This is a genomic window from Mesorhizobium sp. CAU 1732, from assembly GCF_039888675.1.
In the GTDB taxonomy this organism is placed as follows: domain Bacteria; phylum Pseudomonadota; class Alphaproteobacteria; order Rhizobiales; family Rhizobiaceae; genus Aerobium.
In genome coordinates this window covers 2,027,471-2,043,616 of the sequence record NZ_JBDQQR010000001.1, presented here as the reverse complement: position 1 = coordinate 2,043,616, position 16,146 = coordinate 2,027,471, and the positions used below count along the sequence as shown (strand labels likewise).

Annotated in this window: 16 protein-coding genes and 2 tRNA genes; 8 read left to right on the top strand and 10 right to left on the bottom strand. The window is 62.6% G+C overall.

Annotation, left to right across the window (positions count from 1 at the left end; translation table 11 throughout):
• Nucleotides 1-36: 36 nt before the first annotated feature.
• The 3 genes from erpA to xth all read left to right on the top strand — a co-directional run bounded on the left by erpA (nt 37) and on the right by xth (nt 2,273).
• Nucleotides 37-387, top strand: a complete 351-nt coding sequence (gene erpA / locus AAFN55_RS09950) for an iron-sulfur cluster insertion protein ErpA (RefSeq protein ID WP_347798686.1) — start codon at nt 37-39, stop codon at nt 385-387.
• Nucleotides 388-581: 194 nt separating this feature from the next.
• Nucleotides 582-1,316, top strand: a complete 735-nt coding sequence (locus AAFN55_RS09945; RefSeq protein WP_347798685.1) for an SH3 domain-containing protein — start codon at nt 582-584, stop codon at nt 1,314-1,316.
• 168 nt (nt 1,317-1,484) lie between these two features.
• Nucleotides 1,485-2,273 (top strand): exodeoxyribonuclease III, encoded by a 789-nt coding sequence (gene xth / locus AAFN55_RS09940; RefSeq protein ID WP_347798684.1) that lies wholly within the window; start codon nt 1,485-1,487, stop codon nt 2,271-2,273.
• Nucleotides 2,274-2,331: 58 nt separating this feature from the next.
• Here the strand turns inward: xth and AAFN55_RS09935 are convergent, their stop codons facing one another.
• The 5 genes from AAFN55_RS09935 to AAFN55_RS09915 form a co-directional block, all read right to left on the bottom strand.
• Nucleotides 2,332-3,138, bottom strand: coding sequence for a tetratricopeptide repeat protein (locus AAFN55_RS09935; RefSeq protein WP_347798683.1), 807 nt, complete (start codon nt 3,136-3,138; stop codon nt 2,332-2,334).
• Nucleotides 3,125-4,849, bottom strand: coding sequence for a dihydroxy-acid dehydratase (ilvD, locus tag AAFN55_RS09930; RefSeq protein ID WP_347800232.1), 1,725 nt, complete (start codon nt 4,847-4,849; stop codon nt 3,125-3,127). The genes AAFN55_RS09935 and ilvD overlap by 14 nt, the downstream gene beginning before the upstream one ends.
• Nucleotides 4,850-5,108: 259 nt before the next feature.
• On the bottom strand, nt 5,109-6,092 hold the full coding sequence (locus AAFN55_RS09925; protein ID WP_347798682.1) for a TerC family protein: 984 nt from the start codon (nt 6,090-6,092) through the stop codon (nt 5,109-5,111).
• Between the two features lie 253 nt (nt 6,093-6,345).
• Nucleotides 6,346-7,467 (bottom strand): outer membrane protein transport protein, encoded by a 1,122-nt coding sequence (locus AAFN55_RS09920; protein ID WP_347798681.1) that lies wholly within the window; start codon nt 7,465-7,467, stop codon nt 6,346-6,348.
• A 363-nt stretch (nt 7,468-7,830) separates the two neighbouring features.
• A complete protein-coding gene (locus AAFN55_RS09915) occupies nt 7,831-10,614 on the bottom strand; it encodes a valine--tRNA ligase (RefSeq protein ID WP_347798680.1) in 2,784 nt (927 codons plus the stop codon).
• Between the two features lie 137 nt (nt 10,615-10,751).
• Here AAFN55_RS09915 and AAFN55_RS09910 point away from each other — a divergent pair, with 137 nt between their 5' ends.
• Together AAFN55_RS09910 and AAFN55_RS09905 are read left to right on the top strand one after the other, a co-directional pair.
• A complete protein-coding gene (locus AAFN55_RS09910; RefSeq protein ID WP_347798679.1) occupies nt 10,752-10,991 on the top strand; it encodes a type II toxin-antitoxin system VapB family antitoxin in 240 nt (79 codons plus the stop codon).
• Nucleotides 10,991-11,386, top strand: coding sequence for a type II toxin-antitoxin system VapC family toxin (locus AAFN55_RS09905; protein ID WP_347798678.1), 396 nt, complete (start codon nt 10,991-10,993; stop codon nt 11,384-11,386). The genes AAFN55_RS09910 and AAFN55_RS09905 overlap by 1 nt, the downstream gene beginning before the upstream one ends.
• Before the next feature lie 6 nt (nt 11,387-11,392).
• On the opposite strand, the gene AAFN55_RS09900 is transcribed toward AAFN55_RS09905, so the two are convergent.
• The 5 genes from AAFN55_RS09900 to AAFN55_RS09880 all read right to left on the bottom strand — a co-directional run bounded on the left by AAFN55_RS09900 (nt 11,393) and on the right by AAFN55_RS09880 (nt 15,088).
• Nucleotides 11,393-12,058 (bottom strand): PopZ family protein, encoded by a 666-nt coding sequence (locus AAFN55_RS09900; protein WP_347798677.1) that lies wholly within the window; start codon nt 12,056-12,058, stop codon nt 11,393-11,395.
• Nucleotides 12,059-12,265: 207 nt separating this feature from the next.
• Nucleotides 12,266-13,648, bottom strand: a complete 1,383-nt coding sequence (locus tag AAFN55_RS09895; RefSeq protein WP_347798676.1) for a TolC family outer membrane protein — start codon at nt 13,646-13,648, stop codon at nt 12,266-12,268.
• A gap of 199 nt (nt 13,649-13,847) precedes the next feature.
• Complete coding sequence (locus AAFN55_RS09890) at nt 13,848-14,522, bottom strand: protein-L-isoaspartate O-methyltransferase (protein WP_347798675.1); 675 nt, start codon at nt 14,520-14,522, stop codon at nt 13,848-13,850.
• 58 nt (nt 14,523-14,580) lie between these two features.
• Nucleotides 14,581-14,654 (bottom strand) — tRNA-Cys (locus AAFN55_RS09885).
• A 155-nt stretch (nt 14,655-14,809) separates the two neighbouring features.
• Nucleotides 14,810-15,088 carry a PGPGW domain-containing protein gene (locus tag AAFN55_RS09880; protein WP_347798674.1) on the bottom strand — a complete coding sequence of 93 codons (279 nt, stop codon included), beginning with the start codon at nt 15,086-15,088 and terminating at the stop codon, nt 14,810-14,812.
• A 194-nt stretch (nt 15,089-15,282) separates the two neighbouring features.
• Here AAFN55_RS09880 and AAFN55_RS09875 point away from each other — a divergent pair.
• The 3 genes from AAFN55_RS09875 to AAFN55_RS09865 all read left to right on the top strand — a co-directional run bounded on the left by AAFN55_RS09875 (nt 15,283) and on the right by AAFN55_RS09865 (nt 16,145).
• Nucleotides 15,283-15,357: transfer RNA gene (locus AAFN55_RS09875), tRNA-Asn, on the top strand.
• A gap of 144 nt (nt 15,358-15,501) precedes the next feature.
• Complete coding sequence (locus AAFN55_RS09870; protein WP_347798673.1) at nt 15,502-15,762, top strand: hypothetical protein; 261 nt, start codon at nt 15,502-15,504, stop codon at nt 15,760-15,762.
• Nucleotides 15,759-16,145, top strand: coding sequence for a DUF1365 family protein (locus tag AAFN55_RS09865; protein WP_347800231.1), 387 nt, complete (start codon nt 15,759-15,761; stop codon nt 16,143-16,145). Before AAFN55_RS09870 ends, AAFN55_RS09865 begins: the two co-directional genes overlap by 4 nt.
• Nucleotide 16,146 lies beyond the last annotated feature (1 nt).

Below are 16,146 nucleotides of genomic sequence, written 5' to 3'. Positions count from 1 at the left end.
TACCTATGGTGCATATGCGAACGCAAGGTGACCGCCATGGGCGTTGATGCCAAGTCTGGAATGAAGGGTGTGGAGATGAGCGAGTCCGCTGCGAAGCGGATCGTGAAAATCCTCGCAGCCGAACCGAGCAAGATTGCACTGCGCGTCGCGGTCGAAGGCGGCGGCTGCTCCGGTTTTTCCTACAAGATGGACCTGACCGACACCCGCAACGACGATGATATCGCCATCGAAAAGGACGGCGCGACCGTCCTGATCGACGACATGTCGCTGATCTATATGGGCGGCTCCGTGATCGACTTCGTCGACGACCTGATCGGCCAGTCCTTCCAGATCAGGAACCCGAACGCCGTTGCGTCATGCGGCTGCGGGACATCGTTCTCGATCTGACCGCCATTTTATACGAATCGGATCTTCTTCGGTCGGCGTGTCCCGCCGCTGTCGGTTGCGTTTGTGAACGCGCGATGAACGGACGGTTCAAGCTCCCTTCAGTGTGATGGAACCATTGTGCGCATGCGGGGTTCCTCGCGCTGGGACGGTGGCGCTCGCCTCCCCTGGCGCGAGCGATAAGAAGGAAGACATCCATGCTGAATACCACCCTTAGAGCAGCCCTCCTCGCCGGCGCGATGCTGGTACCGGGAGTGGCAGCGGCCGCGACGGCGGCCATCGTGACCACTGATCTGAATGTCCGCACGGGGCCGGGTTCGGCCTATCAGCGCTTCGACACGATCCCTGCCGGAAGCCCCGTCTCGGTCATCGGCTGCATCGCCGGGTACAACTGGTGCGACATAAGCTGGGGTGGCGACCGCGGCTGGGTTTCGGGCGACTATCTCGCCTACCGAGAGGGCGGCGATTACTATAACCGACCGATGACCAGCGTCGGCATCTCGATCGGCGTGCCTGTGGTCGGCTTCGACGCCTATACCTACCACGACCGCTATTATCGCGGCCGTTCCTGGTACAACGACCGCTATCTCGACCGCCCCAGCTATCGTCCGGCCCCACGCGAAGTCCGCCGCGACTATCGGGAGGATCGTCGCGACTGGCGACGCGAAGCGCGCGATGATCGTCGCGACTGGCGTCGGGACGGGCGGGACGACCGCCGTGAATGGCGTCAGGACAATCGCGATGATCGCCGCGAATACCGGCAGGACCGCCGTGACGACCGCAGGGACGATCGTGTCGACAGGCGCGACGACAGACGCGATAACCCGCGCGAGGTCCGCCGCGACGATCGTCCCCAGCAGGCCCGGCCGAATCGCAGCGAGCGCGAAGCGCTGCGTGAGATCAGGCGCGAGTGGCCCGGTTTCAACCAGTAGGCTCACCACGACAGCAATCGAGAAGGGCTCCGCCGCAAGCGGGGCCCTTTTTCATGGTTGGCCATTCTCGATGGCAGGAATGGCGTCGCATCGTGTCTAACGTTCTTCGCAGCCGCTCAAGATTGTGCGAAAAGACGCTCGACCACATCGACGCCGAGGCTCGACAGCATGAAGATCGCGACCTGGAACATCAACGGCGTCAAGGCACGCATCGAGAACCTCGTGCACTGGCTCAAGGAAAGCCAGCCGGACATCGCGTGCCTTCAGGAGATCAAGTCGGTCGACGAAGGATTTCCGAGACTGGAGATCGAGGCGCTCGGCTATCATGTCGAGACGCATGGCCAGAAAGGCTTCAACGGCGTCGCCATCCTGTCGAAACAGAAGCCGGATGAGATCAATCGCGGCCTGCCGGGAGACGACGAGGACGAGCAGGCGCGCTTCATTGAGGGCGTGTTCTCGACCGGGACGGGCGTGATCCGCGTCGTCTCGCTCTACCTCCCCAACGGCAATCCGGTCGATGAGGACCGCAAGTTCGGCTACAAGCTGCGCTGGATGGCGCGGCTGGAGCGATGGGCTGCCGAGCGGCTGGCGCTGGAGGAACCGCTGGTGCTCGCCGGCGACTACAACGTCATCCCCGAAGCGATCGATGCCAGGCATCCCGAACAGTGGATCAACGATGCCCTCTTCGTGCCCGAGACGCGACAGGCGTTCCGGCGGCTGGAAAACCTCGGCCTCACCGACGCGATCCGCGCCACCACCGACGCCGGCGACACATTCACGTTCTGGGATTATCAGGCCGGCGCCTGGCAGAAGAACAACGGCATCCGCATCGATCACCTCATGCTGTCGCCCGAGGCCGCCGGCAAGCTCACATCCGCCTCGATCGAGAAGCATGTGCGCGCATGGGAAAAGCCGTCGGATCACGTCCCGACGATCGCGGTGCTGTCGCTGAATTGAGATTCATCGCGGGAGAGGCTGTCGCACTGAGGCTTTCGACGGAAATGCCCCGAAAACCTCAGTTGCCTTTGGCGATCATGTCCTGAGCCAGCGCGATCGCGGTACGGCGATCGGCTTCGCCGGCGAGCGCGAAGGCCTCTTCCTGCATGCCGCGTATCCACCCCTTGTCGGATGGCTGGGCGCGTTCGAGCGCGGCGGTCATCATGGCCAGTCCACGCACGGCTTTGCCGCTCTGGAACAGCAGGTTTCCAAGCGTCGCCTGGGCGCCCGCATGGCCCTTCTCGGCGGAAAGCTGGAACCAGCGCGCGGCCTGCTGGAGGCTCGCCTTCATCCCGCCCTCGCCGTGGAGGAACATCTTGCCGACTTCGTACTGGGCATTCGGGTTGCGGTAGGTCGCGGCCGCACGCATGTAGTAATCCTGCGCGGCCGCCGGATTGGCCTGTATCGGCGAGTCCGGAATGCCGGTGCGGGCATAGCCGCCCAATGCGACCAAGGCGTCGGCGACATAGCTCTCGTCCGGCGAGCCGGGCTCGACATCCTGCGCCGCGATCTCCTGGAAGAACTTGAACGCCTCGTAGTCGTTGCGCGCGACGCCATCACCCTCGGCATACATGCGCGCAAGCTTCCAGCGAGCGCCGAGCTGGCCGTTCTCGGCCGCATATTTGTAGGCCTCGACAGCCTGCTCCTTGTGGCCGCTCTTGTAGGCGGAGAAGCCGAAGCGGAACACCGCCCACGGGCTGCGTTGCTCCTGCGGAGTGCCGATGACCGACTGGTCGAGGGCGTGCGCCGACGGCACCGCGACGCCGAGCGCGCCGGCGGCGACCGCAGTCAACAAGCCTGCCCTGACGACCTCAGATATCTGCATAGCAGTGCGTTTCTTTCGCGCCACCGGGATGGGTCACGGCGCCGTCGCGGGCCGGCCCGACCGTCTGGGCATATTTCCATATCGCGCCCGACTGGTAGTCGGTCTCGCGCGGTTTCCAATCCTTGCGGCGGGCCGCCAGTTCCTCGTCGCTCAGCGCGACGTCGATCGTGCCCTTGTTGGCATCGATCGAAATCATGTCGCCGTCGCGGAGCAGCGCGATGGGGCCGCCAACGGCTGCCTCGGGACCGACATGCCCGATGCAGAAGCCGCGCGTGGCACCGGAAAAGCGTCCGTCCGTGATGAGTGCCACCTTGCTGCCCGCCCCCTGCCCGTATAGCGCGGCGGTCGTGGACAGCATTTCGCGCATGCCGGGGCCACCCTTGGGGCCCTCGTAGCGGATCACGAGCACGTCGCCTTCGGCATAATCGCGGTTGCTCACCGCCTCAAAGCACTCTTCTTCCGAATCGAAGCAGCGCGCCGGGCCGGTGAAGGCGAGTGTCGACATGCCGGCGACCTTCACGATCGCGCCTTCGGTCGCAAGGTTGCCTTTCAGCCCCACGACGCCGCCGGTCACGGTGATGGGGTTGTTGGCGGGGCGGATGACGTCCTGACCGTCGTTCCAGGCGACTTTTTCAAGGTTCTCGGCGATGGTACGGCCCGTGACCGTCATGCAGTCGCCGTGCAGATAGCCGTGGTCGAGCATCGTCTTCATCAGAAGCGGGATGCCGCCAGCCTCGAACATGTCCTTCGCGACATATTTGCCGCCCGGCTTCAGGTCGGCGATGTAGGGCGTCTTCTCGAAGATCGCGGCAACGTCGAACAGGTCGAACTTGATGCCCGCCTCGTGCGCGATGGCCGGGAGGTGCAGCGCGCCGTTGGTGGACCCGCCGGTCGCGGAGACCACAGCCGCGGCATTCTCGAGTGCCTTCAGCGTGACGATGTCACGGGGGCGGATGTTCTTCGCCACCAGTTCCATGATCTTCTCGCCGGTCGCGAAATTGAACCGGTCGCGCATCTCATAGGGTGCCGGCGCGCCGCAGGAATAGGGCAGCGCCAGACCGATCGCCTCGGCGACGGTCGCCATCGTGTTGGCGGTGAACTGCGCGCCGCAGGAACCCGCGGACGGGCATGCCGCCATCTCGACTTCGAGCAGATCCTCGTCCGAGATCGAACCGACCGAATGCTGGCCGACGGCCTCGAAGACGTCCTGAACCGTGATCTGGCGGCCACGATAGGTGCCCGGAAGAATGGAGCCGCCATAGATGAAGATCGACGGCACGTTGAGACGGACCATCGCCATCATCATGCCGGGTAGCGACTTGTCGCAGCCGGCAAGGCCGACGAGCGCATCGTAGCAATGGCCGCGCATGGTCAGCTCGACCGAGTCGGCGATGACGTCACGCGACACCAGAGACGCCTTCATGCCCTGGTGGCCCATGGCGATGCCGTCGGTGACGGTGATGGTGCAGAATTCGCGCGGCGTGCCGTTTGCGGCGGCGACGCCCTTCTTCACAACCTGCGCCTGGCGCATCAATGAGATGTTGCAGGGCGCAGCCTCGTTCCAGCAAGACGCGACGCCGACCAGCGGCTGCGCGATCTCCTGCTGCGAGAGGCCCATGGCATAGAGATAGGAGCGATGCGGCGCGCGTGCAGGCCCGACCGTCACATGACGGCTTGGCAGCTTTGCCTTCGAGATCGCGCGTGCGTCCATCATCATCCCTGCCGCAAACGGTGCGGCTGTTGTCTCGTTTTTTGCGCTTTATCCGGCGCCTGCTCCAAGAGACCTTCGAGGTGCGCCGGGTTTATGGCGGGAAGTGGGCATTTCATTTGCCCCTCCTGTATAGCGGATGGGTTGTTCAGAAAGTGTTGCCAAAACGCAACAAGCCGCACTCCCGGGGGAGCGCGGCTTGTGTGGTTAAGGAACTCTGACGGCGCGAGCGCGTTTGCCGCGCCGCCGGATTGTCGGTCTCTTAGCTCTCCGGGCCCTCGGCCGCATGGGCCTTGCGCTCGAGATCGGCCACCTCTTCGGGGGTTTTGCCCTGATCTTCATCCTTGATGATGATCGACAGAAGGACCGATCCGAGGATGAGCAGACCGACCACGCCAAGCGCGATCTCGGACGGCAGCTTGTACCAATGCTGGACCAGCATCTTGAAGCCGACGAAGATCAGGACCAGCGACAGGCCGTGCTTGAGGAACCTGAACTCACGCATCATGCCCGACAACACGAAGAACAAGGCACGCAGGCCCATGATCGCGAACACGTTCGACGAGAAGACGATGAACGGGTCGTTCGAGATCGCGAGCACGGCCGGGATCGAGTCGACCGCGAACACCAGATCGGTGATCTCGACCGTGATCAACACCAGGAACAAGGGTGTCATGAACAACACGCCATTGCGCCGCGTGAGGAACTTCGAGCCCTCGTAATCCTCGGTCACGCGACCGGTCGAGCGCAGCCACTTCACGACGCGGCTGTTGCCCGGATCGGCCATGTCGCCATCCGACATCATCATCTTGTAGCCGGAGACGAGCAGCACGATGCCGAGCAGCGCGCCCACCCACCAGAACTGGTCGACCAGTTTGACGCCGGGGACGATGAGCGACAGGCGCATCACGATCGCGCCGACAATGCCGTAGAAGAGGACGCGATATTGCGCCTCCGCCGGCACCTTGAAGTAGGAGAAGATCAAGGCGATGACGAAGATATTGTCCAGCGACAGAGCCTGCTCGACAAGGTAGCCGGTCAGGAATTCGGAGCCGCGCTGCTGCCCCTCGAAGTAGAAGATGCTCGCGGCGAAAAGCATCGCAAGCGAGACATAGCCGCCAACCGTAAGAAGCGCCTCACGGGTGGAGATGACGTGGTCCTTCCTGTGAAGGACGAACAGGTCGAAGAAAAGGATCAAGGCGACGAACGCCAGGAATCCAGGCCAGAGCCATTCATGGTCAAACATGTTTTTGGATTTTCGGTAGCGCTGCGTCCGCGCGTCGTCGATCGGTCCGACATCACAGACGACGCCTCGTCTGTCAGAGGGGCCCGGCCCGGGTGACTGCGCGGGAAGATGAGGCATCTCGGCGCAAAATTCAAGGCGGATCGCGCGATAAACCCGCAATTGCGGTGAATTCAGGCCTCCGCGCAATAGAAAAGGGCCCGATCGACGATCGGGCCCTGTCTCAAATTATGGTCGGTTTGAACGATGCCTGCGATCAGAAGCTCAGCTTGTAGCCGACGTTGAGCGCATAGGCCCAACCGGAATCGACCACGCTGCCCGCGTTGTCGCCGAATTCCTGGGTTGCCGAGGTCAGGTAGGATACGCCGACGCCGCCGCGGAACTCACCGCCCCACGTGTCCTTGACCGATCCGCCGAGGGCGGCGGTCCACGTGTCGCTGGAATGATCCCAGCCGGTGTTCACGCCCTTGTCCCAGGAGAGGCTTACAAGACCGGAAATGCGGTCGTTGAAGGCGTGACCGACACCACCGGTAACCGTCCAGCCATCCTTCCAGTTGTAGGTGTCTTCGCTGTTGGCGGGCGGGAAGCCAGGCACGGAGACGACCAGGGCTTGCTGCACGCTCCAGTCGGTCCACTTGACCGAACCGAATGCGAGCCAACCGGGAGCGATGCCGCTCTGCACCTTGAACTCAAGGCTCTGTGGCAGGTTGCCCGTCCCGAACGCATCGGCCGAAACGCCCAACAGCGGGATGGAAAAGTTGCCGTCGGCGCCATAGGACGTGCTGGAGCGATAGAGCAACTGCGTACGCAGCGCGATTTCCGGCACGTCGTAGGCAATACCGAGACGGTAGCCGTAGTCGCTGCCGCTCAGCGCGAGATCCGCGTTCGCGACACCCGGGATGACCGAATTGACGCGATCATATTCGAAACGCTCCGCGAATGCGCCGCCGAGAATGTAGAAATTGCCCGGTCCGACTCCGAACTTCACCGCGCAGGTCAGCGCATATTCGTCGACACGGAACTTTTCGGTCAGCTTGCCAGGCGTGAGACGTCCCTCATAATTGACGTTGCCGCCATAAGGCTGGGTGTAGGTTCCCGCGCAGCTCAGCGGATCGAAAAGCTGCGCTTTGAACGCGACCGACGGTATCACATAGCTTTCCGTATAATCCTTGCCGACAAGGCCCGGAACCGGATGCGCCGAGAATTTACGGCTCGGGTTTACGAAGGTCACGCCGGCGCGTGCGGCGAAATTACCGGGTTCGAACAGGATGTCCGTGTCGGCTGTGCCGCGGCCGAAGCCACCGGCCTGCGCCGCAGAGGTCACGGTTACAGCGATCGCCGCACCAACCAGAACCGCGCGAATGTGGAAATGTGTCATGAAGTTTCTCCCCGTGCCGCTCACCTCGGCACAACCACGGAGGAAGGTGCCTGCTTCGCTGCCATACGAGAAGCGGTTTTTTTACGGATGAACGCCGCGCCGACAGACATTTTTGTCGAAAGCGCCCAATTCGTTACCAACTTGAATCGGAAAAGAGATGCAAATCATTGATAGGATTGCATTATTTTTGATTGTAACATTGTGGCAACAATTGCCTGAAAATGTGGCGCGGGGTCTTGAAACTCAGCCATCCGACTTCGGTCACCCCTGCCGACCACCCTCGAAAGCGGTAAGCCGATAGCCCATCACGGAAAAAGCGCCGGCTTTCGCCGACGCTTCTGATTCACCCGTCTCAAAACCGTATCAGCCCGCGTCGCGAACCCGTGCCAGCGCCGTCTCCAGCCGCGTGCGCGCTTCCGCGAACTCCGCCAGCTTTTCGCGCTCTGCCGCCACGACATCCTCCGCTGCCTTGGCGACAAAGTTCGGGTTGGCGAGCTTCTTGTCGATGCGCGCCATCTCGTCCGCATTCTTGGCGAGATCCTTGGACAGACGCGCCTCCTCGGCCTTGAGGTCGATGAGGTCGCCGAGCGGCAGGCATGCTGTCGCCTCTCCGAGCACCAATTGCGCGGAGCCCCTGGGCGCGGCTGTGTCGAAGCCGACCTCGCCGATGCGCGCCAGCCTGCGAATTGCCGGATCGTGCCGCGCGACGCGTTCGCGCGTCATGGCATTCGCCCCCACCAGCACCAGAGGCGCGATCGCGGCGGCAGGCACGTTCATCTCGGACCGCACCGAACGAATGCCGGTGACGAGATCGACGAGCCAGTTGATTTCGGCAGCGGCTTCCGCGTCCTCGAAATCGGGCATCGGCCAGTCCGCGTGGCACAGCAGCGTTTCGCGGATCACGCCGCCGCCGGCTGTCTGTGCCCAGAGCTCCTCGGTCATGAACGGCATCATCGGATGCAGCAGCTTGTAAATCTCGTCGAGCACATAGGCCATGCACGCACGGCTTTCGGCCTTTCCCGCCTCGTCCTCGCCATTAAAGACGGGCTTCAGCAACTCGACATACCAGTCGCAGACGAGATTCCAGACGAAGCGATATGCGGCGCCCGCAGCCTCGTTGAACCGATAGCTCGTTATGCCGTCGGTGACCTGCGCGGTCGCACGCGACAATTCCGTCAGGATCCAGCGGTTGACCGTGAGCTTCGCGTTCTCGGGGCGGAAGTTGGCGTCATGCGCCACGCCGTTCATCTCGCCGAACCGCGTCGCGTTCCAGAGCTTGGTTCCGAAGTTGCGATAGCCCGCCACGCGCGCGGGATCGAGCTTCACGTCGCGCCCTTGTGCCGCCATGATCGACAGCGTGAAGCGCAGCGCGTCGGCCCCGTATTCGTCGACCAGTTCCAGCGGGTCGATGACGTTGCCCTTGGACTTCGACATCTTGGCGCCGTTCTTGTCGCGAACCAGCGCATGCACGTAGACGGTGTGGAACGGCTCCTCCTTCATGAAGTGGAGGCCCATCATCATCATGCGGGCAACCCAGAAGAAGATGATGTCGAAGCCGGTCACCAGAACGTCGGTCTGGTAGTAGGTGTCGAGTTCCTTGGTCTTTTGCGGCCAGCCCAGCGTCGAAAACGGCCAGAGAGCGGACGAGAACCAGGTGTCCAGAACATCCTCGTCACGGGTCAGGATTTCGCCCGGCTCGAAGTTCTCCAATTTCTCCTCGACCCACGCCTTCCACGGCGTGTCGACGGCGAGATAATACTCGACCGCGACGTCCAGCGCTTCCTTCTCGCTGCGCGCGACGAAGACGTGGCCGTCCGGGCCGTACCAGGCCGGAATCTGGTGGCCCCACCACAATTGGCGCGACACGCACCAGGGCTGGATGTTCTCCATCCACTCGAAATAGGTCTTCTCCCAGTTCTTCGGGACGAAGTTCGTGCGGCCCTCGCGGACGCTGGCAATCGCCGGCTGGGCGAGCGTCTTGGCGTCGACATACCACTGGTCGGTCAGGAAAGGCTCGATCGGCACGCCGCCGCGGTCGCCATGCGGCACGGCGTGCCGGTGCGGCTCGACCTTGTCTAGGTAGCCGCCCTCTTCCATGATCTGCACGATCAGCTTGCGCGCCTCGAATCGATCCAGCCCGTGAAGCTGCGCCCAGACGGCCTGACGCAAATCCGTCGCCTCGACGCCTTCGAGAAAGTCGTCATTGTCGAGGATGTTGATGGTCGCATCCTGGTTGAGGATGCTCACCATGCGCAGATGATGGCGCTTGCCGACCTCGAAATCGTTAAAATCGTGGGCCGGCGTCATCTTGACCGCGCCCGTGCCCTTTTCGGGATCGGAATAGTCGTCGGCGACGATCGGAATCTTGCGGCCGACGATCGGGAGGACGACATTCGTGCCGACGAGCGCCGTATAGCGCTCATCCTCCGGGTGCACTGCGACGCCGGTATCGCCCAGCATCGTTTCCGGCCGCGTCGTCGCAACCGTGACGTAGGTCGACGGGTCGAGCGGATCGTAGGTCTTGCCTTCGATGGGATAGCGGAAATGCCAGAGATTTCCGTTCATCTCGACCTGCTCGACCTCAAGGTCCGAGATCGCGGTGAGAAGCTTGGGGTCCCAGTTGACGAGGCGCTTGTCCTTGTAGATCAGCCCCTGCTCGTAGAGCGTGACGAAGACCTCGAGAACGGCTTCGGACAGGCCCTCGTCCATGGTGAAGCGCTCGCGGCCCCAATCGCAGGACGCACCCAGCCGCTTCAACTGGTTGAAGATCATGCCGCCCGATTCGGACTTCCACTCCCAGACCTTGTCGATGAACTGCTCGCGCGTGAGGTCACGGCGATGGATCTGCTGCTCGGTCAATTTGCGCTCGACGACCATCTGGGTCGCGATGCCGGCATGATCCATGCCCGGCTGCCACAGCACGTTCTTGCCGCGCATGCGCTCGAAGCGGACCAGAATGTCCTGCAGCGTGTTGTTGAGCGCATGGCCCATATGCAGCGAGCCGGTAACGTTCGGCGGCGGGATCACGATCGTGAACGCCTCGGCGCCCGGCTTCGATCCGGCGCCGGCGGCGAACGCGTCCGCATCCTCCCAGGCTTTGGCGATCCGGGGTTCGACCGCGTTGGAATCGTAGGTCTTCTCGAGCATGGAAAACGTCCGCAATCTCAGGGAATTCGTGGGCCGGTGTAAACCGGATGGGTCGTGCCGAGTCAACTGGGGCGGTTGATCCGCGCCGGCAAGAGCGTATATACAATGTAAAAGCAACGTATATAAGGGCACGCACCATGGCTCTCTCCATACGAGACAAAGCAACTGACGCCGCCGTGCGCCGCTTGGCCGAACTCAGGGGCAAGGGTTTGACGGAAACCATTCGCGAGGCGATCGAGAATGAACTGCGTCGTTCGGAAGAAGGAATTCCGCTGATCGAGAAGATCAAGGCGTTGCAGGATGAGTTCGCCAAATACCCCAAGACAGGAAATGAAGCCGACAAAGCTTTTTTTGACGAACTGAGCGGCGATCTCTGATGTTCGTCGATGCGTCGGCCATCATAGCCATCATAGCGAAAGAACCTGGCTGGGAATCACTATTCGGCCGAATGGCAAGCGCGAACACTATTTATGTCTCCGCCATCAGCATTTGGGAGGCAGTGAGAGGCTTGCATCGGAAAGCCGACATCCCGTTGGACAACACGGAGGAAATGGTTCGCCATCTCCTAACCCGGTTTCGGTTGGAAACGGTCAGCATCGACGATGTGATCGGCCGCGAAGCACTGCGCGCATCCCGGCTCTTCGGTAAAGGGCATCACTCGGCAGCTTTGAATATGGGCGACTGCTTCGCCTATGCCTGCGCCAAAACCCTGGATATCCCCCTTTTGTGCAAGGGGGATGATTTCCCCAGGACGGACATCACGCTCGCGTAGCGCGGTTCAGCCCTGCCCGCCGCGTGCGACGCGCTCGATTTCCTCGCGCACCAGCTTTTCCACCAGCGTCGGAAGATTGTTGTCGAGCCAGTCCTGCAGCATCGGACGCAGCATCTCCTCGGCCATCTCGTCGAAGGAGCGGCGGCGGCTCGCGGCAAAGGCTTCGGACAACTCGCCGAACGCGGCCGCGACCTGACGCCCCGTCTGGTCGGATATGATGGCCGAGCGCGCGTCTCCGGCCGATGGCGCGGGGGCCGGCTTCTCAGCGACGAATACCGGCTCGACGCGCGCGTCGAATGGCGCGTCTTCGGGAAGTGATTCGGGCGCGTCGCGCTCGTTTTCAAGCGTCGATTGATATGAGCCGAAGTCCGGCTTCGACGCGGTGTTGAAGGCATGGATTTCGGCAGCCTTCGGCTCGGGCGTGACGGGTGGTACAACCGCGACCGATGCCTGGATATCGGCCATAGACATGGATGGTCGGGCCGGCTCCGGATTGATCTCCACGTCGTCGAGTTCGGCGCGAAACGCCTCGATTTCGCTCTCAGGCGGCATATCGTCCACGCCAACTGCGGCGGGCTCGGCATCGAGTTTGGCCAAATCTTCAGCGCCGGGCTGCTGGACGGTGTCGCTGTCCTCAATGATCCGTCGGATCGAAGCGAGAATCTCCTCCATGGAAGGTTCCCGCTGTGCGCTGCCAGTCTGTCCCATTGTCACGTCCGCCGCCTCATGTGACCCGATTTCCGGTCCCGCCGATGCCCCGTACATCGACCGAATCATGCATCAGGCTAGACGACATGGCGTATCGAGAGAATCCCCCGCCGAGAACAGACGCAGCTTTCGCACAAGTTTGGCGGCGCCGGTGGCGCTGCCCGTCCGGGCTCAGCGTCCGTCCGGGGTCTTGAGGCCGATCCACTTGTCCTTGACGGCGTCGTAATGCTCTTCGACGCGATAGACCTCGACATTGAGGCCGAGGCGCTGCGGCGTCAGATAGCCGATCGACGAGAGGATCGCATAGCTCGCGGCGATGACGTCACGCTCTGCGGAGGCGAGATTGATCTGCGCAGCAATCACGTCGGCCTGCGCGTTCAGGACGTCAAGCGTGGTGCGCTGGCCCACATTGCGCTCTTCGCTGACGCCGTTCAGCGCAAGCTGGGCGGCAGAAACGAGCTCGCGGTTCGCCGAGACGACCTGCTGGCCTGCAATGTACTGCGTCCACGCGGCCGTGATCGCCTGCCGCACCGTGTCACGCGCCACGTCGACTTCGATGCGCGCCTGGCCGAGGGTTTCCTTCGACTGGCGAACCTGCGCCGACACGCGGCCGCCCTGATAGATCGGGATCGTCAGGTTGAGACCGACCGAAGCCTGATCCGTCGTGCCGTCCTGCGAACTGGTGCCGCCGCCCACGCCAGGCAGGTTCGAATCACGGAAGCTTCGCGACACGCCGGCCTGAGCGCTGACCTGCGGCAGAAGCGTGCCTTCCGTTGCCTTCACCTGAAACGCGGCCGCATCGACCAGATGCTGGTTTGCCTTGATGACGGGGTGTTCCACGAGGCCGATCCCAAAGGCGGCCTCGATGCTGTTCGGGAGCAAACGCCCAAGCGGCCTCGCGCCTTCGAGACGGCCCGGCGCATCGCCGACGATCTGGCGGTACAGCGCTTCGCTGACCTGCACCTGTGCGCGCGCCGCGCTCAACTGGGCGACTGCCGCTGCCTGCTGGGCCTGCGACTGCGCCACGTCGGTGCGGGTGCCTTCACCCACTTCGAAGCGCGAGTTGGCCGCACGCACCTGCTCGCCGAGGAAGTCCAGATTGCGCTCGCGAAACACAGCGATCTGGCGGTCGCGCAGCACATCGACATAGGCCGAGGCGGCATTGAAGAGAATATTCTGCTCGGTATTGCGCAGGCTTTCGTTGGAAGCGAAGACGCGCGATTCGGCGGATCGGACATTGTTCAGCGTCTGGAACCCGTCGAACAGCGACTGCTGGATCTGGACGCCGAACGACCCCGTGGTGATTTCGACACCGGACTGCGTCTGGTAGTTCAAGCTGCCCGTCGCACCGATGACCGGCCGCCAGCCCGACTTCGCGATCGCGACACCCTCATCGGTCACGCGAACACCGGCACGGGCCGAGTTCAGGCTGGAATTGTTGGAATAAGCCTTTGCCAGGGCACCATGGATCGATTCCGCCATCGCCGACGGCGAGGCCAGCATGGCTCCGGACATGAGCAGCGCTGCGACTAGACGATTGCGAACGAAAGACACGACCACCTCATATGCATCTCGATGTGACTTGCCTTGATGCAACCCAACCGAATCAAATCATGCCGGAAACCGGCGTGCAATCCCCTCCACATGGCACTGCCGAGGCCAGCACCACACCCTTCGCGGCGGACGCTACACCAATTCGCCGCGGGGTACCGTTACACATTGGTAACAATTCAGGACTTTTTACTCACCGGAATCAGAAATGGAATGCGGCGGCGCGACGGAACTCTGCGAGCGGCTTTACAGAGGCATCGAAGGCATGGCGGCTCGACACGAGCCCCTCTTCCTTCACGTACAGCGTCGCCCGGCCAGGATTTCCTTCACCCACGATGGCGACAAGACGCCCGCCATCCTTGAGCTGGTCGAGCAGCGCCTGCGACACGGCGTCAACGGCGCCTTCCAGCACGATGACGTCGTAGGGCGCTTCGGCTGCATGCCCCTCGGCCAGCGGCCCTTCGACGACCGCGACGTTCTCATAGCCATGGCCCGACAGCGCCGTATTGGCCTGTGCGGCGAGGGCTGCGTCGCTTTCCAGCGCCACGACGAAACTTGCCATGCGCGACAGCACGGCGCTCGAATATCCGGCGCCGCAGCCGACATCCAGCACGAAGTCGCCGGGACGAATCTTGGCGAGCTGAATCAGCTTGGCAAAGGGCGACGGCTCCATCAGGTATCGCGCGGGGCGGCCATCCCCGGCTGCCGCGATCTCGACGTCCTCGTCGATATAGGCAAGAAGACGACGGCCAGCCGGAACGAACTCTTCGCGCGGCACGCTCAGCATCGCATCGATGATTGCGGCGTCGGTCACGTCCGTCGTGCGAACCTGGCCATCGACCATCTTGACGCGTAGTTCGTGGAAATCAGCCGTCATGCATCACCCGCCCCGCGCCAGCGGCGCGCGCTTCATGGAAAGATCGCTCTGAAAATGATGGAGGCCTCGCCCGGAATCGAACCGGGGTGCAAGGATTTGCAGTCCTCTGCGTAACCACTCCGCCACGAGGCCTCATCGCACAGGGCGTTCTATGGCGCCTCAATAGGTTGCGGCAAAATTGCCGTCAAGCCGCCCGGCTCCTTTCGCAAAACTTTCCTTCGACATCGTTCCAGAGAGGTAACGATGGGCGTCACCCTTTCGGCGCGACCGTTCTGCCCGGATGGCAGTCACTCGCCTCGGTTGCGCCGCCGGCCGCGCTTGTTGCCCCACCAGACTTCCGAGCGCCGGCGCCAGCGCCGGACCATGGCGAATTCATAGGACAGCACGACCAGGCCGAGGGGAATCATCCAAAACCCCAGGATCGGCAGGAATCCCAAAATTCCGCCGATCAGCAGCAGGACGCCGATGACGATCCGCCACAGGCGCGAGCGCGGCATCACGAATGTTCGGCCCAGAATCGTGATGCTGCGCGTCGGCTGCTCGCGAAAATCGTCCGTTTCGTTCATCGTCTTGCCGTTTCCATCATCCATGATCGCCGGGTCACAACGTACCTGACCACGCACCGGGGGTGCGACATATGATGCGCGCACTATGCAAACGCCATAAGTCGTACACATGCCATCGCAAAAAATCGACGAAAGGCGCTTTGCAAACCGGAATACTGTTTGCTATAGGCAGCCACGTTCACACGAGCAGCTGTTCCCCGGTAGCTCAGTGGTAGAGCAACCGGCTGTTAACCGGTTGGTCGCTGGTTCGAATCCGGCCCGGGGAGCCACTTTTTCCGAAAATCCCGAGACATGGCGCAGCGCATCTCAGCCTGCGCATCGGTCTTTTGGCGTGTCCATCATTCAATTGCATGATGTGCGGGGCTGCGTGGTGCCTATTGTGGCCAGATCGTTGTCGATCCTACGGAGCAAGCATGTATGTTGTCGTTGAGCCGGCCAAGCGTCCGGGCAGGCGCCGGGAAATATTCAACCGTCCCGTTGCAAGTACCGATCTCGATCTGGAAGATGGCGTCCTGATGCTGTCCATCGTGGCGACAGGGTATCATTCTGACGGCTCGACCTACCGATTCACGATCGGCCTGACGCGGCGCGATGTCGAACACGTATTGGATGCAGTTCCCGCGGTCTCGGCTGAACACGCGGCGCGCGGACCGCGACGCGAACGTGTTGCCTGACGCTTCGCACGTGCGCGTGTTCACCGCCCCCTGATTGCGGCAGGCCGGTCCGAACGCGCGGATCGCATCCTGCTGCTCGCCTCCCCCCGCATCCTCGGTCACGTGTTCAGTCCGATTCTGCTCCCTGCCTGCGCATCCACGAGACGGAACGAGGCGAATCGCTGCTGCCGGCGCCCTTCATCGGCCACGCCTCGCATCTGGACGATCGGTCGTTAGCCGTCTGCCTCTTGAAGTTCCCCCTGATGACGTGGAAGATTGTCGCAGGCATTCACCGCGAGCCGAGGAGGCTCTGGGTGAAGGGAGCGCGCGTCCATCGCAGCCCGCCGGCGCCGAAGACCGCGCGCTACCGCGATGAAGCAGGCGCGTTCGTGCCAGGCGAATGAT